This window comes from Marinomonas phaeophyticola, from assembly GCF_026966905.1.
Lineage (GTDB): Bacteria > Pseudomonadota > Gammaproteobacteria > Pseudomonadales > Marinomonadaceae > Marinomonas > Marinomonas phaeophyticola.
The window spans coordinates 263,128-283,169 of sequence record NZ_JAPUBN010000011.1 but is presented as its reverse complement, the minus strand read 5'-3'; the positions used below and the strand labels follow the sequence as shown (position 1 = coordinate 283,169).

Below are 20,042 nucleotides of genomic sequence, written 5' to 3'. Positions count from 1 at the left end.
ATATCACTATGAGTAAATCGCAATAGCTCGCTAGACATCTCTAGAAGGTATAAGTAGATTATTATTTATTTTACATCTTTAGAATATGGTGAATTAATTTAATGACAACCATTGAAATTCAAAATTTTCAAAAAATGCTTACTACTGCAAGCAACTTTGGAATACAAAGTGTGACACAACTTCAGTTCTTTTTAGAAGTAGCTAAAACTAACGCCCCATCGCTTACCATTATAGACTTAGCTTCTACAGACGATGCTAGTTCGAAATCTTATAAAAAAGCCCTAGGGCAATTTAGAAAACTTTCTTCAGGCAGCCCCTACCGATCCAATGATGGATTAAATCTTTTGGAATATGTAGAAACAGGGATGAATCGAAGGGTTTGGCTTACACCCAAAGGGCATGAGCTACTCCAATCATTAAATATAAAAGAATAAGACTAAAGAGATCCTGCCAGCTCCGGACACCACTGACTAAAGTCTTATTGGAAAAAATTTTTATATAAAACAAGAGTTAAAGAAGATTATGCGTCCCCACCTACACAACACGCTGGACCAGCTACCACGAGTGAAGTAACTCCAGAGCCCAATACCAAAAATGTATATCTTAAGCACAAGCTTAAATTCTTGCTGGGGCCCAATTAAAAAACACCTGATTTTTTCCTTGACAGAACTCAACACTTCAGGGCAAAATTCTCATCAAGGTGTTTTATGGATGCCTGCCCACCCTAATGGCAAATCTCTTCAGAGAACCAATTATTCTTATTTAAACGTTTTTTTCAGCCATCGTATATGGTGAGGGGTGCACTTTAATCAATGGCTATTGAGGAAAACGCCATGTTAGCTAAAAAGCAAAATTTAATTGCACACGCAAAAAAAACAGCAAAAAAACTCCATAAAAACTCGCCCGACAAATCACACTCCCAATGCTTGAATATGACTGCCCAGAATTTGGGATTTCACGATTATCACGACTTGCTTCAAAAAAATAAAACTCAAGGCTCTGAGCTCGAAGCTAATATTTGTCTGATTGAAAAATATTCTGAAGTCATCAAGAAAGTGCTCGCTGACTGCATAGACAAAGAACAAAAAGATGAGTTAGTTAATGAGTTTTTGGGGTTGCTATCCACAGCCATCGATACTGATTCAAATTTAAAACATGTTGAGCAATTGACAAGATGGACTATTAATAAAGAAAAACTGAAACAATATGGATATTCTTGTCATGAAGGCGAGAACAAACAGCATGAGGATTTAGGCTATATTTTAGTCGCCATTGGCCATTACTATAGATCTTTAATGGATAATTGTAGCTACCAAATTGGTGAGCATATTAACTTTAAAAGTTATTTCGGCTATTGGCTACGCGCTATTTACCCTGGCGCTCAAACTAGTTCAAAAGTTTTAGAAACACTTAAGCAACTCTACCCAGAAAACGGTGGCCAAGGGCTCTCAATTGGGGCCACATCTTGGGCACCAACTTGGTGGTTACAGGAACAAGGAAGAATTTAACTCCCTATTAAGTTTGTCGGGTTAGATATTCTAACCCGACAAACTTAATAGGCATTCACTCTGCGACGTAGCATGTTGAGCTTATCAACCTGACGTCGAACATCACTGAAGAAACCCTCTTTCTCCATGGCCAGCGCTAACTCCCATTCTTTGGCTAGACCTTGGCAGTCCAAAAATGAGTATCTCAGCTTCGTCTTTGAAATACGCAGTCCCTTACTAAAGACCACGCGCTTACCTCGTTGACCGTGAAAGCTGTTGATGTACCACTCAATGCCAAAGCCATACTTAAAGTCTCTGATACGGACACCGAGCAGCCCCCAATCTTTAAAGGGCGCATTCTCGCGAACCTTGTAATGGGTAACCCAAAAGTCATCAACTTCAGATCGTGCCAGCGCTTTTAGCCTGTCCGTTTCTTGCTGAAGTAAATCTGATACCTCTGCTTTCCATTGTTCATTGACGATTTCTACCAAACCAATTTCCCCATCCAATTAAACCCAAAAGCCAAAACCACTATCCGTTTGGCTTTTGGATCGAAACGCCAAACGTAAAACTGCCGTAACAATCACTGTTTGGCGTCTCGATATAAATCAACTCGCGCAACCCCATACCTGACAAGGAATACAGGCCGATTTCACTTAAAAACGCCTAAAAAGACGTATCGCCATGAAGATACAAACCGTTTGGCGAGTTCAGGCCAGAATGCAAACGACGTTTGGCGTCTCGATTTTTTTGGCTCAGTCATCCGCCGCCAAACAGAGCCTATTCTCATACTTTTGCGAAAATGCAATAGGCAGATAGATGAAAGGATTTGTCACCTTTCTGCCCACCGCCAGTGCACCGAATCCTGATAATGACATTTGAGTGAACCGCCAGAGCACTTGGAAAAGCCCAAGCGTAAACAGCGCGGTTGATTGAAAACCGTTAGAGCACTTTGAGTGCACAGGAGATAAGTATGTTTGTACTAGGCGTAGATATCGGTTACTCAAACCTGAAGCTGGCAATTGGCCAATCAGGCAGTGAACCGAAAACCATTATTCTGCCTGCGGGTGCCGGTCCTGCGGATCGTATGCCGGAGCGTATCGGTGGAGGCGATGATGAAACCTGTTTGTATGTGTCTGTCGATAATGAGCGTTGGGCCGCTGGTGTGCCTGCTGGACGCCTTCAAGGCTGGGAACGAGAGCTTCACCCCGAATATCCCACCACAAAAACCTATAAGGCGCTTTTTCATGCTGCCTTGTTAATGGCTGAAACAGAATCCATCGATTTGGTTGTCACTGGATTACCGGTTTCCCAGTTTCATGAACCGCAACGTAAGTCTGACCTTGTGAAGCGTTTAAAAGGTGTCCATCAAGTGACGCCTAAGCGCATCATCACCGTTCATGACGTCAAAGTACTGCCACAGCCTGCCGGTGCCTACATGGAGCTGGTTCAAACAGGTGGTGATCTGGGCTTGATTGAAGAAGGTCGTGTCGTCGTCATCGATCCCGGCTTCTTTTCTGTTGATTGGGTTGCCCTTGAGGCCGGAGAAATTCGCTACAGCTCATCAGGAACCAGTCTTCAGGCAATGTCCGTGCTACTGGAAACCATTGATAAGCTGATTTCGGAAGATCACGGTGCCAAAGTAGGTATGGATCGACTTGAAAAAGCCATGAGAACCGGCGACTTACAGGTCCTGCTATTTGGAGAAAAAGTCGATATTTCACCTTATCTGAATGCTGCCATGAAAAAGGTAGCGCCTGTTGCTCTTACAGCCATGCGCCAATCCATGCGTGACGAAAGCATTAATGCGGACTTGGTATTGATCGCCGGAGGTGGAGCCTTGGCTTATAAGGAAGCGGCCAAGGAGATTTTTTCACGAAGCAAGATTATCGTGCCGGAACAGTCTGTTTTGGCGAACGTCCGAGGCTTCTGGTTTTATGGGGCGTGATCATGAGAGTCGTCGTCAACATTCCCCCAGGGAGCCACCCTGAACTGCTCAAAGAATTAGAAAAGACGCCGCCACGGGAACGCGCTGAGCGTCTGCGGATGCTGGCCACCTTTGGGTTAATTCACATGAGCCAACCCAATCTATCCACGACATCTGTACCGGTTGATGACTATGCACCAGATGGTGACGTTACTTCCATGAGTACAGCGCCAGAACCCAAAGCAGAATCACGTAAACAATCATTGAAATCAAAACTAGGGCTGGGCTTATAACATGGCGTTATCAGTTAGCTGGCTCGATGCCAGGTTAAATAAAGAAGCAAAAGAAACCGTAGTAAAAGCCGACCGAGATGGGCTAAGTGCTCGGGTATCGCCCAAGGGCAAAATTGTTTTTCAATTTCGTTATCGGTTTGATGGCAAGCAACAGCGGGTAGACATAGGTACTTACCCACTTATGAAGCTTGCTGAAGCTAGGAATGAGCTGGATAGGTTAAGGGCGGTACTTGATCAAGGCCGAAACCCCAAGCTCTACCTACAGCAGGAACGGGCCAAGTATTCTGCCAACCAAAGCTTCGAATCGATTTTTCGAGACTGGATAGACTCTGCCGGTAAGCAAGGGCTAAAGGAGAAAACGTGGCACTACCAAAAACGCAGCAGTGAAATATATTTACTGCCCCGACTTGGCAAGTACCCATTAACTGACATCAATGAATTGTCCTTGCGAAACTGTCTTCGTGAGGTTTCGGAGTCGTCCCCATCAAACACAGAACGTCTGGTGTCTGTGCTGCACAAGTTTTATGACTGGCTGATTGATGAACAAATTTTGGAAATTAACGCTGCCGCTGGTATCACAGCAAAGAAAGTCGGCGGTAAGAAAGGCAAACGAACTCGGGTGCTAAATGACAACGAGATCAGGATACTTTGGCGCTATTTGCACGAGTCAAAAATCACTGAGAAGAATCGCATCTACATAAAACTGCTTCTCTTATTGGGAGGGCGCAAGGGCGAACTCATTCAAGCTGAAAAGCATCACTTTGACTTGCAATCTGCAATGTGGACAGTGCCCATAGAGATCCGCAAACAAGGTGAGAAAATTGGAGCGCCGATCATGCGGCCATTGATTAAGCCAGCTATTGAGCTGATTGAACTGGCGATGCAGATGAGCAAATCAACCTACTTGTTTCCCGCGAACGGACAAGTAGAGCTTGCCACAAATGGCTTTGATACCACTATTCCTAACAATGTGAAAATCTGGGCTCGCAGATCGCTTGGTATTGAGATGGAACACTGGTCTATGCATGATCTTCGAAGAACGATGCGAACGCGAATGTCGGCCATCACGACGCAAGAAGTTGCCGAGTTGATGATTGGCCACAGCAAAAAAGGGTTGGATGCTATCTACAACCAATATCAGTACCTGGATGAAATGCGTCATGCTTACGACGTTTGGTATCAACAACTAGAAACCATCATTGAGCCGACAGGCTTTCCATTCAACTGGCGTTTCGGACAATAAGGGGTTGCTGAATTAAGGAAGAGACTGAGCAAGTATTCTTACAATGACCGAGTCAAATAGCGCATTTGGCTCGGTTTAGATTAGATGTTATTCCTGTTAAAAAAACCAACTTATAGAATAATTAATACAAGTTTCAAGACGCCTCAGAGAGAGGTATTTGCAATTCATCCACAAGGGTTTGCTTAGATTTATACTCTAGCTCGCTTCTCTTAATTTTTAGCTTTTGTAATAAAGCACTATGAGTCACCTCGAAATCATTAAAAATTGTAGACCAACTTTTAACGTATACTCGAATTCTTTCATCCGCCCCGGAAACAAGGCCAGCGCCGCCCTTACCAGCAAGGTCTTTCAACCGCCTTGTAATTTGAGTATCATTCTGGGAGATTTTAGTTCCAACAAGAACAACATCAAATCTCATTCTCTCATCATTAAAGGCAGGATGCTTATCAAGTACCTCAGCATACCGTTCAGCTTGAGCTAAATGTTTCTTATTCAATGCTACACTTGGTCTTTTTATTTCAATGATCGTACATTTAATAAATTCTTCTTGTGTAGAATGATCTATTGTGACCATTTTGCGTGCAAGAAACAAATCTACTTGGCCTTTTGCCCCCTCTATGGTAGCGCCTTCAATAAGATCACTGGTACTGATATTGTCCCCATCCAAGATTTCAATATCTGAATTCCGAAGACTTCTAGCTGTATTAGAAAAGTCATCCTCTTCAGCACCTATAGTTGTGTACTGAGGGCCGAACAACCATGTATTAGCCTCAATAATACCTTGTAAGTCTGGTGTTTCTAGAACTTCTTTAGCGTGCTCTTTAAAAAGGTACTTCATTTTCTGCACGACTAGATCTCGCTTATGAATGTGTCCAATCGTGCTAATTATATAATCAAGTTTAGATTTACTTATTTGAGATGCAAATTCATCCATTTGCTCCTTATTTAAGTCTAAAACGCCTTCCAATATATCTATCAAACTATCATTTTCACTTGATGTAGATAGCCTATCAAGCAAACAGATTATAATTTTTGTTTGCTTAGCCTTTAGCCCATTAAAAGCTGCTGGATCAGCAACGCAGATACTAGTTACTAATTTCTTCGTATGTGCAATTCTAAAGGAACGATCTTCGTCAGACTCCCAATTGTAAACAGGAAAATATCCTTTTGCTTCGAAAGAATCGACAAGCTGAATAGCTCTTTCTCTAAGGAACCCCTGATAAATCTCGGCTGTTTTGTTGCGCAGTTCTTTTAGCAGCATAGCTAAAACTTTATTCCCATCACTCTTTTCACTAATGAAGAGATCGGCATTTGGAGATGAGGTATCTTGAAAATTATCGAACCACTCAGATTGTATATATCCACTTATGAAAAAATTGTTTTTGTAATTAAAACCAGTTAGGTTTCTATGCTTCTGATGTTCTTTTGAATCTCTAAAATAATTGTATGACTTTTCACCAGATGGTTTTTTAATCCACTGAATGATACTTGAATTAAATTTATTTCCATCAACTTCTATAAGCTCTTGAAACAACCTATGTTGGGGAGGAGTCACTGGGACTCTATTAACTGATATTTTAATGTTAGAAAAAACTATTAGCTTCCAACCAAATTCATTTGAAAGCTCCTCCATGATATTTTCAATATTAGGGATTTTTTGAGATTTTTCACTCGTTATACCCGTAAGAAATACTGATGTCCCACTTCCATTTGAAAGAATACTACTATGCTGCTCTTTATCGTCGATCAACTCAACTTTGTACGTTTTAATACGAGACGAGTCTATGATGATACGTGCATTCTCAGATTGTCTTCTCGTAAGCCAGGTTGCGGTTGCAGCATATTTATGAAATGAATATCGCCCTCTGCCTTGGCTGCCTTTTTGGGTAACCTGTTTTTTGGATGAGTCATCCCAATTATCAAAATTTCGGTCTAGGTTATGAAAGTCAATTCCTTCTCCATTATCATGGATCTCTATTGACTCCACTCCGCCGAGATCACAGGTATTAATAATGACATCAATATCTGATGCACCAGCATCCAAACCGTTCCAGATATATTCACTCAACATCTTCCAAGCGGGAATTGAGCCGAAACGTTTTTTTATCGACGCATTTGTAATACCTGTTGTTCGTTCTTGAGGAGTCGCCACTTACCTATCCATCCAATCCATAAAAAATCCATTCTGCTATCTTAGCCTAAGTTGGTGGACATATTAACTATATTGTTAGCACAAGCTTTCAAAGCGTTAGTCCAAGTTCCAACAGAAAAACTAAGCTACGCTATCAATTCCTAATTCTTCTCATACTCTTCCAAGTCTTCAATGTGCCAAAGCTTGTTTCGTGTATTTCGGTTGATACGAGGTTGCGGCAAGCTGCCATCTTTTATTCTTCGCCAGAGCGTCGTATAGCTAATGTGGTAACGAGCCATCACTTCGTAAGACGTTAGAAAAGGGGTTACTTGGTGCGCTACTGCTGTCATCTGCATTCTCCTGAAAATCAATGTAAAGCTATCATCGCCTGATTCATCACTTGTTGATGGTCAGAAAGATGCATGATTTGTTCAGAAGATCAGCCTTATCAAAACACAAATGTTGCAATTAGGTACTTTTAAGCTCAAACCTATGAATAACAAGGGCTACAAGGCGGTTTGTGTCATGAATTGCAATCAACATGCCTAACGAGAAAAATTTGTACACACCGTTTGTACACTCGCAACGATGACACATCAAAAACCACAATGACGAACCCTTTAAATTCATAAGCTTATAAACAAAAAACTAGAGATGAACGCATTTATTCCGCTTTTGTAATGTCGAAACCAAAGCACCAAAATCAGGAGGCACTTTATTCATTAAACCCAGTAACCACAAGGCCTACAGCCAGATTTGTGTCATGGGATTTTCGCTAAAGGCCTCTAAAACGGAATTTGTACTCAAGTTTGTACACACTTTCCGAGGTTACGCTTGAACATCATTGAAAAGCAAAGAAACGAGAAAAAGACAAAAAGCCTTTAAATTCAGTACGTAGAGATGTGATTGTGGTGTGCAATGAAAGGTGGTTTTAAGCGTTGAAAGACTGGGCGGCATCAGGGTGGGAAATAATTGCGAAAGTACGTCGTTGTTCGACTTCCTTTAAAAACTCAGCATTAGACATGAATTGGTATCTTCTATTGTTCAGGATGGCTTTGCAGCTTAATCTTGTAGTATTAAAGTTAATTATTCGCTATTTTCGCTGATCTTGAGTCGATACACAATGGACCCACTCAAGGAAAATAGAAACGTCATCATTGTAAAGGGATTTATTGGTAGCTAGAGAGTAAATGAAAAACGATAAAAAGAGTGCTATTAATACTCTGCAACACGAAATGTTTCAAGATTACAATTAAAACCCATTTTGTAGTCATACATTATCTACGAACGGATTCATTTATCATTCCATTTAGATTCTATGGTCTGTGAGCCATTTCACAATTCGAGTCTATTGCAGCGCCTTACACCTAACAGAAACATTTACTATAATTATCTTATGCATCCATTACTTTTTGCTTTCTTTTAATTACACAAAACAAGATAGCTTATATTAGATGAATTTAGATCAACTATTCCAACAAGTCTATTCTCCACGAGCGAGAAACAACGGCTCATTTTCAGCTTTGTCATTGTTAATTGCGATAAGGATTGACTCTTCCATCTCGTCTTCTTTATAAAGACCGCAATGCTTAAACGCACTCCTGAAGCGAATATTTTTACCAATATAATCATATAACACACGAGTACAGGCAGGAGATCTGTGGCTTCTAGAAGAAACACCTAATTTTAGTCCATGTAGACGCTTTAATTGGCTTCGGTATGAAGGAAAAAAGATAGTCTGGGTCATTTCATTTTCCGTCAATGACTCAACATCAAGAAAGAAAATACGGTCACATAAGTTAATTACGATGCCATCATATAAACAGTGAGTTACCTTCTCGTTTAGTTGCCTTACTCCAATTAACCGCTCATAGCGTTTATAAGTGAGTCCATTCTTATCTTGCTTCACTTCTATTAAAGATTGGAAAACCTTTCCAGGATACCCAAGTGAAAAATAGTATTCATAATACCAACCTATATATCGAGTTAAGGTAGCAGAAGACGCTATTTTTAGATTTTTGGTTTTTTCAAAAAAAATCGATTCATCTTTCTCAATTGGCGAAGTTAACTTACCGGGCAGCACCTCTCGACTAAATTGTTCATGGGGCATCATTATCTCAAATTCTTCTACACCAAAAAAATCACAAATAATGCGAATGTTGGACTTCGATGGATGCACTTGAGCATTTAAGTACTTATTAAACTGTGTCCGATTAATACCTATTTTTCGACACACCTCTGCAATAGATGAGTAGTGATCACAAAGTAATTTTAAATTTGCTACAAAGTCCAAAGGCTCATTCCCATCTTTTTGCATTTTATTTATCCCCCTAATATTCGCACGACTTAAGAGCCGTAAAATAAAACCAGCAAATATCGACTCTTATCATACTACTGTAACGAAAGATAAAACATGATGCACGTTAAGCATCACTCATACGCACTCACTGCATCAGGATGTTCTGTATGCGAAATGGGCATGTTTTTTTTGATTTGCTCTAATGACTGTCAACCGCGAAAGCTCGGTTAGTACAACAAAGACCTAAGAGCGTAATCAAACAAAAATAAGGTACAAGTTATGACATATAAAGCACTAAAATCAATTTCAAGCCTAACTCTAACGGCATCATTACTACTAACTTCTGTCAATGCTCTCGCAACTGAAAAAATGCGGTTATCCGCTATTGAACCTCCAACCTCCACGGTTGTTCAATTTGCCAATTCATTTTCTGAAAGGGTACAAGCGGCAAGCCACGATGAAATACAAATAAAAGTATACCCATCAAGCCAATTAGGCGACTGGGTCGAAGTTCATGAACAAGTAATGGAAGGTACTATTGATCTAGCGATACAGCCGCTTTCAAATGGGTTCAATGATGTCTTAGCTTTACAATGGTTCCCCTATGCCGCACTCGATTTTAAATCTGGACAAAAAGCCTTTTCCGAAGGTGGTGTGATCTATGAAACGATTAATGATGCCTTAGCTTATCAAGATATAAAAATACTCGGTGCATTCGTATCCGGCATGGGTGGAATTGTCTACACCAAAGCCGCGCCTAATCCAAGAGACCCAAACAGTGACCAAGGGTTAAAAATCAGAGTATGGCCTGGAGCGACAACACACCAAGCATTACTCGATAGATTAGGGTATCAAACAGCCCCTATCCCTTGGTCTGATCTCTATACAGCCATGCAAACTGGAGTAGTAGATGGTGCCATTGGCGCAACGCCTGAACTTGCCATGAATAATTTCTCAGATATAGCCAAAATGTGGGTACAAAATAACGACCACTTTGAAGTGTCATTTATTGCCGTAAACAAATTTCGATTTGAGAATTTATCAAAAGAACAACAAATGATCCTGTCGAAGGTAGCGTCGGAACTTTCCGCAGAACGCTTTGCAGTTGCTGAACAGGAGCACCAAAAGTACCTACAACAAATGAGGGATAAAGGTATTGAGGTAGTGGAATTAACAAAAGAAGAACTGCAGACCGTTGCCGATGCAGTTCGTAAGGACGTATGGCCCAAAATTCAAGGGGAAATTGGTGCAGACAACATGTCAAAACTAAAGCTGAGTTTGGGCATTAAATAAGGCTTAACGAATAGAGGCACGTCTTTTGACAATAAAAAAGGCGGCCTTTTTTTATCGATTTCTATTGAACTATTATTTTCTGCACCGTGCATTATCCATTTAGACCTTAGGGTGACCCTTATGACACGATTTCCACTCCAGAAAATACACGTCTGTTTACTTTCATTTCAACGAGTCCTGATAGGTATTTCAACCTTCACAATTTCCGTTTTAATTTTCATACAAGTATTCATTCGTTATTTTCTAGACATCCCGCTTTATGGCGTAGAAGAGATTGCTGCTTATCTAGCTGTGTGGCTTTACTTTATAGGTTCAGGCTATGGCATATACAAAGGAAACCACATTTCAGCCAGTGTTATGGATTTACTACTGCCAAACCAAAGAAGCAAAGATATTTTCCAAGCATTTGTTTCTGTATTAACGCTCATTCTAATCTGTTGGATCTTTCTACTTTGTTTTGATTATTTCCAATGGAGTATGAAAAGAGTACCAAAATCACCCGAGTTAAGGTTGCCGCTTTTTTACGTGCATTTCGCGATGGTATTTGGTCTTGGAATGATGACTTTTTACTCTGTAATAGAAACGGTTAGACGCTTTATTTATATAAGTAAACGTGAGGACTACGTATCTCTAGCCACATCAGACGATAATAAAAACTCGCTTAATTCGAGTAAATCATTATGAATATAGAAATTTTATTCGACGCCATTATTTTAGTCGTATTGCTTTTTATTGGCGTACCCGCTCCGCTCTGCTTTGCCGCTGCCGCACTGTTCTTATTTGTCGTAGGCGATTTTAATAACGCTAACTTCTTAGTGTCTTCCGGCTTCACTAAACTATCGTCCTTAATATTATTAGCCATTCCCTTATATATCTTTGCTGGAGGGTTAATGACAGAAGGGAAAATCGCCACCAGGCTGATCGATTTAGCCGAAAGCATGATGTCTCGGGTGAAGGGAGGGCTGGGAATTGTTGTTATCTTCTCTACCGCTATTTTTGGTGCTATTTCAGGCATGTCGACTGCCGCGGTTGCCGCTATTGGCTCTATCATGATCCCTAAGATGGTTGAGCGAGGATACGATCGTGGTTACGCAACGGCCTTGGTGGCAGCCTCTTCGGTACTGGCACTATTAATTCCACCAAGTTCTTCTATGATTCTATATGGATGGGTAACAAACACATCTATAACCGCTATGTTTCTAGCTCCCATCATTCCTGCTCTCTTATTAATTGGGTGCTTTAGTGTCTTGAATTACTTTTTAACACGGAAAATGACATTAATCGAGCTGCCTCCTACCACTTTGAAGGAAGGAGCTTTGGATGTGTGGTTTAAAACAAAGCGAGCGGCTTTTGGACTCGCTATGCCTGTGATCATACTTGGTTGTATTTATGGTGGCATTACTACGCCTACTGAAGCCGCCGCCATTGCTGTTGTGTACTCGATACCGGTGGCTGTATTCATTTACCGTGGCTTAGACTTTAAAAGCTTTGCTTCTGTTGCTTGGAAAACAGGCCAAATAGCCGCCGTTTTGATGATATTGGTCTTTTTCTCGTCCATGTTAGCCAGAGTATGGACCATGGAAAATGTACCTCAGACCGTTCTTGAATTTATGCTAGGAATTAGCGATAACAAAATTATTTTATTATTACTAATTAATTTATTTTTACTCGTAATTGGTATGTTTTTAGACGACATCAGCGGCGTTTTACTTGCCTCTCCAATGTTATTACCTGTCGCCATAAGTTTAGGTATAGACCCCGTTCATTTTGGCGCCATAATCGGAGTGAACTTAGGCATGGGACTCATCACCCCTCCCACCGCCCCTATTCTGTATTTCGCAGGCTTAATAGGTAATACAACATTACCCAAGATGGTTGGTTACACTATGATATTAATCATTTTTGGTTACATTCCTGTACTTATGCTAACGACATTTATCCCTTCTCTTTCACTCTTTTTACCCGAATTAATTATAGGTTATCAACCGCTTTCTAAATAATTAGAAAGCGCATACTTATCATCACTTTATTCATTTTATACGGAACAATTAAATGACAATTAAACCTGTTATTGGTATTACATTAGATATTGAAAATAACGCTACCTACGCCAACGAACCATGGTATGCATTAAGGGAAAATTATTGCTCGTCTGTCAGCCAGTCAGGAGGATTACCTATCTGCCTACCACATGAAATAAGTGACGTTGACGATTACCTAGATATAGTCGATGGCTTGATTATTAGCGGTGGCATGTATGACATCCATCCAGCGCTATATAATGAAACCAAAATTGAAGGTGAATTAGTAACTAAAGATTCTCGAACTCAGTTTGAACTGGCACTCGTAAGAGGAGCATTAGAAAGAGACATTCCTTTAATTGGTATTTGTGGTGGCATGCAAATACTGGCCGTAACAAAAGGAGCTAAGCTGATCCAAGACATTGCATCAGAGATCTCAGGCAGTCATAACCACATGCAACCCTTACCCCATGATGAACCCGCGCATTATGTGAATTTCACGCCAGGCACTAAAATCTACCATTTTTTTGGAAAAGAGAAAGCAAGGGTTAATAGTGTTCATCATCAATCGGTAAAAGACCTCCCTGCTGAAATAATGGTCAGTGCCATATCTGAAGATCAAGTCATAGAGGCCATTGAAATTCCCAGCCAACGCTTCTGCCTAGGATTCCAATGGCACCCTGAATACCATATAAATAGCGGAGAAAAGAATGTTTATCGAGCCTTTATTGACGCAGCAAGAAAAACACGCAAGTAGCGACTATGTTATAAAATAATGGCTCGTTTCATCGTACATTTAGCTAAATGATATACACAAATAACACTAAGTGATCTGCATTCATTATCGGCAACAGCGATAAAACAATAAAGGTACTAGGAAGTTTATCAAAAAACGCTACATAGACTGTTTCAGCTGAACGTCATCAATAAAAAAGACCAGATTACCGTTCATCGTAACCTGATCTTTTTTATTGTTGTTCTCAATTTTTAATATGACCGCTACAACTTAAACTGTTTTACTTGGTCAGACAACTGAGTAGCTAATAGCATCAGCTCTTTACTGGTATTCATAATCTCAAGAGTACTTTGGCCTGTCGCATCGGAGACATCACTAATTTCAAGCGTCTGTTTACTTATGTCTTTGGAAGCTTCTGACTGCTGTAATGTGGCATTCGCAATTTCCACATTCATATCAGCAATCCTATTAACAGACTCGCCAACTTCACTCAGAGACTGAGTCACTTCTTGAGTCTTTAACACAATGCTTTGAGCCTGTTCAGACCCTTTATTCATCGAGTCGGTTGCCTCTTTTACTTTAATAACCAAGGACTGTATCATGGTTTCAATTTCAACAGTGGAGTTCTGGGTGTTTTGAGCTAGCGTTCTTACTTCATCTGCTACCACAGAGAAACCACGCCCCTCCTCTCCTGCTCGGGCGGCTTCAATCGCCGCATTTAGAGCCAATAAGTTAGTCTGATCTGCAATGCTTTTTATTACATCTAAAATATTCGCGATATTGGTCGTTCCTTCTTGAACCTCTTCGATGAGTTGCTTTGAATTTGCAAGATTGCCTGAAAGATCGTCAACATACTCAACGGCATTTCGCACCGCTAGTGCACAATCGTCAACCAGCTGCTTAGAGACATCTGAGGCTTGAGAGACCGCCGCCGTGTTGTTCGATACATCTTCGATTGAAGAAGACATTTCTGTCATCGCTGTTGCTACTTGATCCGTCGCACTGTGTTGACGCATCATATTTTGATTGGTTTTTTCAGTGATCACCGCTAGCCTTTCAGAAGAAATGGTTTGCTGATTAGCCGACTCTGAAATGTGTTCAATCATGTTTTTTAATTTAGTAATCATGTCTTGCATCGATTGCTGCAATAACCCCAGCTCATTATGCTGAGTCACATCAACTCTTGTACTTAAGTCACCTTGAGCAACTAATTGTGCGGTTTTCGAGGAAATAATAATGGGGCCACTGATGCTTTTTGAAATCCATAACGCACATAGCATTATAATGAATGCGGCACCGGCAATTAAGCCATAAGATACATTAATCAATTGATTGGCCGCAGAAAAGGCTTCCGCTTCATCTATTTCCGCAATTAAAGCCCAACTAAAGTCACCGACATCAAGGGTAGTAAATGATGATAAAACAAGATTTGCGTTATAATCCTTAATAATACGGTTTGCAGATTCTCCATTAAACGCAGCAACGACCGCTTCGGTATCAACACCGTTATTCGTTACATTGCCAGCAAAGGATGCTAAAACAGAACGATTTTCTGCATCAAGAAACGAATCAGAGCGCATAAGCTTATCTTTACCGACTAAATAGGTTTCCCCCGTTTCCCCCATACCATCACGTTGTTGCATGATGTGATTCACTTTATCGATAGGGAACTGCAATGCAACATAGCCAATATGCTGGTTCTTTACATTGATTAGTTTCGTCATCATAAATGCAGCGGGTTCATTATTGGATGGCGGATAAGGTTTAAAGTCACTTATAACCACCTCATTCGACGATGAGGTTTTAGCTTTTCTAAAGGCGTCTCCCATACTCGTTTGAGATAATTTTGTTGAAACAATATTTGCCCCTAAATCCGACTCTTTAGCGGCTGTAAAGATAATATCGCCTTTCAAATTGATAAAGAAAAGGTCATACCAAGAATTTACTTTATTTACCTCTTTAAAACGTGACGCATACTGTTTTTCAAATTTAGCCCAGTCACTTCCAGACACACCAGATTGCTGCATCGCGCTATCAAAAGCCGCAAAACTTTCAACAGCATAAGGATCACGCTTCATGACAATCAAGCTGGCGCTCAGCGATTCAATATAATTAGATAACTCTAGCTTTTTTATTTCTCGAATAGACTCTAATTGACTAAATGCATTTTCTTTAAAGGCTTTATTGGCAATATTAAGATTAATAACAGCAAATAAAATAAGAGGGGTAAGCGATAAAAACAAAAATGCAAGCAATAATTTTTGGTTTAACTTGGTTAATTTCAACATATTATATAACCTTTTAATATGGTGATCGAATATAGAATTCTAATCATATAAAAAATAATGAATCTCATTCATTAAAAACTAGATATGTTTGATTTTATTTTTTCCGTAAAGTATCAAAAAAACCATAAATATTCATTATAAAAAACATATTTTTACAGGTTTATATTAAAGAAAATAAGGAACTGAAAACTTTATCCCTTAGACATTGCTATCCATTGCTCAATTTTCGTTTTGAGCTCTTTTTGATCTACTGGCTTTGTAAGATAGTCATTCATACCATAGGAGAGGCATTTTTCTTTTTCACCGGAGAACGCATTTGCGGTCATCGCAATAATAGGTGTATTCATATGAGCCTTACCTCCATTACCATTGCGAATTTTTTGAGAGCATTCATAACCATCTATAATAGGCATTTGACAATCCATCAAGATGCAATCAAAAGGTGTGCCCTGGGCCTCATTTCGGCAAAGTATATCCAAGGCATCTTGCCCATTTACCGCCGTTTCTAAGATCATATTTAAAGAACTTAAAAAGCCTTTAGCAACTTCAATATTTATCTTATTATCATCGACAATTAATAGACGCAGACCAGTCAAATTATAAATAGAATAACCATCCGTTATGTGTTCAAAATTCTCTATTAAAGTATCTTCAGTAATATTTTTTTTCGTAAGTTTCATTAACTCAGTGAGTAACACAGGTTTTTGTAACTTTAGAATATTGGAGTCTTCATCTTTCTTTCTAGCTGTAGAAGACTCTTTTGTTAATTCAAGAATAATAAGTGTTTTTTTCAATGTATCTTGAGATTGACTATAGATAGATAATGCATATTCCTTAATACTTGAATCAATAATTAAAAAATGATTCTCTTCATTTTTAATAAATGAATCAATATTAGAAAAAGGTAAAATATATGCTCTACCTCCAATACTATGAATCATTTTTTCCAACACACTCGCCTGTGATTTGTTACTTACCAATATTCCAACACCGCTTCCTTGTAAAATATCTGTAGGCTGATGCTCTTTACTTTGTGTAGCTGGTGTATCAAGATGAAAAAAGAAACGGCTTCCTAACCCAATCTCAGATTCAAAATCAATATATCCATCCATTAATTCACATAACTGCCGACAGATAGACAGTCCTAATCCTGTACCGCCAAATTCAGTAGAAATACCTGCGGTCTCTTGAGTGAATGGCTGAAAGAGCTTACTTTGATTCTCCTGAGCGATTCCAATTCCTGTATCTAAAACTTCAATAGTGATTCTCACCGTATCCAAATTTGTTCGTTCAGATAGCGCTTTAATAATAATCTCACCACGATGGGTAAATTTAATCGCATTGTTAACAAGATTATTAATAATTTGTTTTAAACGATTAACATCCGCGGTTATTTGTGTGTGAACAAGCTCAGTCGTATCCAAAATAAGTTCGATGCCCTTTTCTTGTGTACGAACTGAATACTGCAGTACTAACGACTCAATTATTTGATGAGGATTAAATTCTTGCTGATTAATTTCTAACTTTCCAGATTCAATTTTAGATAGGTCCAACACATCATTAATCAATATCGCCAGCATCTTAGTACTATGCTCGGCCATTTCTAAGTATTTTTCTTGATTAGAGCTCAATGCTTCATTTCGAATCAAGCTAAGGGTGCCCACCATACCATTTAATGGAGTTCGCATTTCATGACTAATAATAGAGATAAAACTACTTTTTGCTCGGCTTGCTTCTAATGCTTTGTCATGTGCTTTTTCAAGCTGCTCACTGTGCTGCTTTAATTGCTCTGTGCGTTCTTGTACTTTACTTTCCAACTCCGCATTATTTCGTTTTAACAATATTTCAGCATTAACATCGTTTGTCACATCTCGAATTTGCAAAGCAAAGGAATCAACTTCATTCGAACTATTAAAAATAGGAGAAATATTTACTTTTAAATGCTTTTCCTGCGATCCCACCATGATTTTATCGTTAAAGGTTTGCGCTCTTGCCGATTTTTTGAGTCCTTTAATTAGCTCGATAATATTATTATTTTCTAGTTTTATACATTTCTCAATGGAGTGATTGATAGCCGTAAATTCCGGTATATTAAATAATTTACTAGCGGCACGATTCCATGTCTTTATTCTGCCATGCTGATTTATACACACAACCACATTAGACGATTCACTAATAATCGCTTGGAAAGTAGAGTTAATGTTGTGTAAACGTAGGCTAGTACTAAATGCTCGATAAAATATAGACAATACAACTAACAAAACGGCAAGCGTTATTCCCGAAAACAAATAAATTTCTTGATGACGCAACGCTATTTTTTCATCAACAGAGTGGCGATTTACGACACCATAAAGCAGTAACCGACTGTTAGTATCTGTCCCTGAATAAACGACTTGCCGATCAGCCAGAAAATTCGAGGCATTCGATTCAATACTCGTGATAGAGAGTAAACCATTTTGACCAAAGTCATTGATTGTAAAAATATTTTTTAGCGTTTTAGACGGAGCAAGCTGGCGCGTAAAACGTAGGTCTTTATTCTCATGGTAAATAAAATAACCGTCTTCATCTAGCAACCATAAGGCATCTACCAAGCTAGGGTGACTTTCTAATTCAGAGAGAATACTGGCCGCATTCACGTTCATAATCAGAAAACCCAATCGTTCCACACCATCAATGTAAAAAATAGGCACAGCTAAGCGATAAGTCGGTTGTAATGGATAGGCTATTTTATTGTATTCCACATTTAAGTTAATGGGAGAAACGTATATTTCACCTGATTCAAGAGTAGACGCATAAGGATAGTAAGGCTCTCGCTTCTTATTCTGTAGCCGCGTTTCTGGAACTCGAATGACTTTACCGCCATTACGGTCCACTCTCAAAAATTCTTGCCCCTTATCTTCCGTTAAAATAATGCGCAACTGCATCAAATCCGCATCATTTTCGATTAACGATTGGAAGATAATACTTAAACGCTGCTGCCATTGCTCAAGCGTTGTATTATCTTCAGCATCTATACCATTATTTTTCAGTGCGCGTGTTATTCCCATGACTGGAGGAGTTGAAAGTAAAAACTTTAATAATGATATTTTATTGGCGATTTTTGCTTCAATCGCCTTAGCTTGATTTGTTGTTTCAGCAACCAGTGCTGCTTGAGTGTCTTCGATAACCTGAGCCGCAGAATAATCCTTATATAAAGAAATACTGTATAAACCAGCGACCATAGCTAATAATATGATGGCAATACACTTTTTATTGATCATTTATCTTAGCCTTGGTCGTAAAAACATAAATTTTTCTCTTGTTTATTAACACGCATTTTAAGCAAGATGTATGCCGATAGAAACCTACTTATCTTTTTTACCATTATCAAATGGGATCAATAAACTTAATGTACACCGCATTGAGTGTAGAAACCCATTGTGACTACAAAGTTTTACTTTGGACGCTTTATTAAAGATAGCAGAAACCTTAATTTCCGTACTCTAAAAAACAAACAGAGCCAAAGTCATAATGAAGTTTCATGCTATTTTTTAGTAAAGATAATTAAACACCTTCTATAGAAAAACCAACCGTTTGCTGTAGCAAAGATTGGTATCTAGATAATATATTTTTTCGAAATAAATGAATGGTATTAACGAATGGTAAAATGAATTATCGCCTCATCACCGGCTGTTACAGTGTTCTCTCCAAGACAAGTATGAGTATCTAAAAGTCCATTTAAATTACCTGTCATAAAGAAATATTCTCTATCAACAAACCCTCTTCGTAGACACTCTTTCACTCCTAATTTCAACATAGAAAGTTTGTCCTTTCTTAACTCTGTCGACATAAACGTATTTGCTGTACTTTTATTAGACGTATGAAGGGTAAACTCGTTCTCAACAGGCGCTTTAGCAACAAGAATGCCGTAATTAAAATAAAAATCGCAGGCTAAATGGCTTACTGAGCTGATTTTTTGTCTTAGAAGCTCAATAGCCGCCAAAGGTTGCAGTTGATCCATTTCTTCTTCAATTATTCTATTCGACTTAAGAGGATCGGGAATATGAAAAGCAAAGCACAGCTCTATTTCTACTCCTAATAATTGCTCTTGAGAAAACGTTGATGCTTTTGGGTCCATTACTTGAAAATCAAAAATGGGAGAAAGGATAAGAACACCATCATCTTCAACAACTTTCCAACCAGCGACCTCAGCACCACGTTTACTCATCTCGGCAATCAACCGGTCTTGGGCATGACAAATATCGTTATAATCGTCTTTAATTGAGGTAAATTTTCCATTTTCAAACTGCGATAATACAGCCGAATATTCTTCAAAGTTCATACA

16 protein-coding genes are annotated in these 20,042 nt (G+C 39.2%); 9 read left to right on the top strand and 7 right to left on the bottom strand.

Annotated features, from left to right (window positions below):
* Positions 1-101: 101 nt before the first annotated feature.
* Together O1D97_RS05190 and O1D97_RS05185 are read left to right on the top strand one after the other, a co-directional pair.
* Positions 102-434 (top strand): hypothetical protein, encoded by a 333-nt coding sequence (locus O1D97_RS05190; RefSeq protein ID WP_269123486.1) that lies wholly within the window; start codon positions 102-104, stop codon positions 432-434.
* Between the two features lie 378 nt (positions 435-812).
* Positions 813-1,508, top strand: coding sequence for a hypothetical protein (locus O1D97_RS05185; RefSeq protein WP_269123484.1), 696 nt, complete (start codon positions 813-815; stop codon positions 1,506-1,508).
* 44 nt (positions 1,509-1,552) lie between these two features.
* Here the strand turns inward: O1D97_RS05185 and mobI are convergent, their stop codons facing one another.
* Entirely contained in the window at positions 1,553-1,978 is a 426-nt protein-coding gene (gene mobI / locus O1D97_RS05180; protein ID WP_428981090.1) for a conjugative transfer protein MobI(A/C), read from the bottom strand.
* Between the two features lie 482 nt (positions 1,979-2,460).
* On the opposite strand from mobI, the gene O1D97_RS05175 reads away from it, so the two are divergent.
* The 3 genes from O1D97_RS05175 (at position 2,461) to O1D97_RS05165 (ending at position 4,950) form a co-directional block, all read left to right on the top strand.
* The gene (locus O1D97_RS05175; RefSeq protein ID WP_269123480.1) at positions 2,461-3,435 is read left to right on the top strand and encodes a ParM/StbA family protein; all 975 of its coding nucleotides are present in this window, start codon (positions 2,461-2,463) and stop codon (positions 3,433-3,435) included.
* Positions 3,436-3,560: 125 nt separating this feature from the next.
* Positions 3,561-3,707 carry a hypothetical protein gene (locus O1D97_RS05170; protein WP_269123478.1) on the top strand — a complete coding sequence of 49 codons (147 nt, stop codon included), beginning with the start codon at positions 3,561-3,563 and terminating at the stop codon, positions 3,705-3,707.
* Position 3,708: 1 nt separating this feature from the next.
* Positions 3,709-4,950 carry a tyrosine-type recombinase/integrase gene (locus O1D97_RS05165; RefSeq protein WP_269123476.1) on the top strand — a complete coding sequence of 414 codons (1,242 nt, stop codon included), beginning with the start codon at positions 3,709-3,711 and terminating at the stop codon, positions 4,948-4,950.
* A gap of 133 nt (positions 4,951-5,083) precedes the next feature.
* On the opposite strand, the gene O1D97_RS05160 is transcribed toward O1D97_RS05165, so the two are convergent.
* The 3 genes from O1D97_RS05160 to O1D97_RS05145 form a co-directional block, all read right to left on the bottom strand.
* Entirely contained in the window at positions 5,084-7,102 is a 2,019-nt protein-coding gene (locus O1D97_RS05160) for an ATP-binding protein (RefSeq protein WP_269123474.1), read from the bottom strand.
* Between the two features lie 140 nt (positions 7,103-7,242).
* Positions 7,243-7,431, bottom strand: coding sequence for a helix-turn-helix transcriptional regulator (locus O1D97_RS05155; protein WP_000127615.1), 189 nt, complete (start codon positions 7,429-7,431; stop codon positions 7,243-7,245).
* A 1,133-nt stretch (positions 7,432-8,564) separates the two neighbouring features.
* Positions 8,565-9,398, bottom strand: a complete 834-nt coding sequence (locus O1D97_RS05145) for a helix-turn-helix domain-containing protein (RefSeq protein ID WP_269123424.1) — start codon at positions 9,396-9,398, stop codon at positions 8,565-8,567.
* Positions 9,399-9,659: 261 nt separating this feature from the next.
* Between O1D97_RS05145 and dctP the strand changes: the two genes are divergently transcribed.
* From dctP to O1D97_RS05125, 4 genes are all read left to right on the top strand, one after another.
* Positions 9,660-10,673, top strand: coding sequence for a TRAP transporter substrate-binding protein DctP (dctP, locus tag O1D97_RS05140; RefSeq protein WP_269123422.1), 1,014 nt, complete (start codon positions 9,660-9,662; stop codon positions 10,671-10,673).
* A 120-nt stretch (positions 10,674-10,793) separates the two neighbouring features.
* Positions 10,794-11,357 (top strand): TRAP transporter small permease, encoded by a 564-nt coding sequence (locus O1D97_RS05135; protein WP_269123420.1) that lies wholly within the window; start codon positions 10,794-10,796, stop codon positions 11,355-11,357.
* Positions 11,354-12,673: a TRAP transporter large permease gene (locus O1D97_RS05130; protein WP_269123418.1), complete on the top strand. Its 1,320-nt coding sequence runs from the start codon at positions 11,354-11,356 to the stop codon at positions 12,671-12,673. The genes O1D97_RS05135 and O1D97_RS05130 overlap by 4 nt, the downstream gene beginning before the upstream one ends.
* A 52-nt stretch (positions 12,674-12,725) precedes the next feature.
* Complete coding sequence (locus O1D97_RS05125; RefSeq protein WP_269123416.1) at positions 12,726-13,451, top strand: gamma-glutamyl-gamma-aminobutyrate hydrolase family protein; 726 nt, start codon at positions 12,726-12,728, stop codon at positions 13,449-13,451.
* 242 nt (positions 13,452-13,693) lie between these two features.
* On the opposite strand, the gene O1D97_RS05120 is transcribed toward O1D97_RS05125, so the two are convergent.
* The 3 genes from O1D97_RS05120 to O1D97_RS05110 form a co-directional block, all read right to left on the bottom strand.
* Positions 13,694-15,718 (bottom strand): methyl-accepting chemotaxis protein, encoded by a 2,025-nt coding sequence (locus O1D97_RS05120; RefSeq protein WP_269123414.1) that lies wholly within the window; start codon positions 15,716-15,718, stop codon positions 13,694-13,696.
* Positions 15,719-15,909: 191 nt separating this feature from the next.
* Positions 15,910-18,978, bottom strand: coding sequence for an ATP-binding protein (locus tag O1D97_RS05115; protein WP_269123413.1), 3,069 nt, complete (start codon positions 18,976-18,978; stop codon positions 15,910-15,912).
* Between the two features lie 371 nt (positions 18,979-19,349).
* Complete coding sequence (locus O1D97_RS05110; RefSeq protein ID WP_269123412.1) at positions 19,350-20,039, bottom strand: hypothetical protein; 690 nt, start codon at positions 20,037-20,039, stop codon at positions 19,350-19,352.
* Positions 20,040-20,042 lie beyond the last annotated feature (3 nt).

Coding starts and splice junctions, on each gene's coding strand:
- O1D97_RS05155 (WP_000127615.1), bottom strand. CDS start 7,431: ATGACAGCAGTAGCGCACCAAGTAACCCCTTTTCTAACGTCTTACGAA.
- O1D97_RS05170 (WP_269123478.1), top strand. CDS start 3,561: ATGAGCCAACCCAATCTATCCACGACATCTGTACCGGTTGATGACTAT.
- O1D97_RS05110 (WP_269123412.1), bottom strand. CDS start 20,039: ATGAACTTTGAAGAATATTCGGCTGTATTATCGCAGTTTGAAAATGGA.
- O1D97_RS05130 (WP_269123418.1), top strand. CDS start 11,354: ATGAATATAGAAATTTTATTCGACGCCATTATTTTAGTCGTATTGCTT.
- O1D97_RS05135 (WP_269123420.1), top strand. CDS start 10,794: ATGACACGATTTCCACTCCAGAAAATACACGTCTGTTTACTTTCATTT.
- O1D97_RS05145 (WP_269123424.1), bottom strand. CDS start 9,398: ATGCAAAAAGATGGGAATGAGCCTTTGGACTTTGTAGCAAATTTAAAA.
- O1D97_RS05185 (WP_269123484.1), top strand. CDS start 813: ATGGCTATTGAGGAAAACGCCATGTTAGCTAAAAAGCAAAATTTAATT.
- O1D97_RS05190 (WP_269123486.1), top strand. CDS start 102: ATGACAACCATTGAAATTCAAAATTTTCAAAAAATGCTTACTACTGCA.
- O1D97_RS05165 (WP_269123476.1), top strand. CDS start 3,709: ATGGCGTTATCAGTTAGCTGGCTCGATGCCAGGTTAAATAAAGAAGCA.
- O1D97_RS05175 (WP_269123480.1), top strand. CDS start 2,461: ATGTTTGTACTAGGCGTAGATATCGGTTACTCAAACCTGAAGCTGGCA.
- O1D97_RS05115 (WP_269123413.1), bottom strand. CDS start 18,978: ATGATCAATAAAAAGTGTATTGCCATCATATTATTAGCTATGGTCGCT.
- O1D97_RS05125 (WP_269123416.1), top strand. CDS start 12,726: ATGACAATTAAACCTGTTATTGGTATTACATTAGATATTGAAAATAAC.
- O1D97_RS05120 (WP_269123414.1), bottom strand. CDS start 15,718: ATGTTGAAATTAACCAAGTTAAACCAAAAATTATTGCTTGCATTTTTG.
- dctP (WP_269123422.1), top strand. CDS start 9,660: ATGACATATAAAGCACTAAAATCAATTTCAAGCCTAACTCTAACGGCA.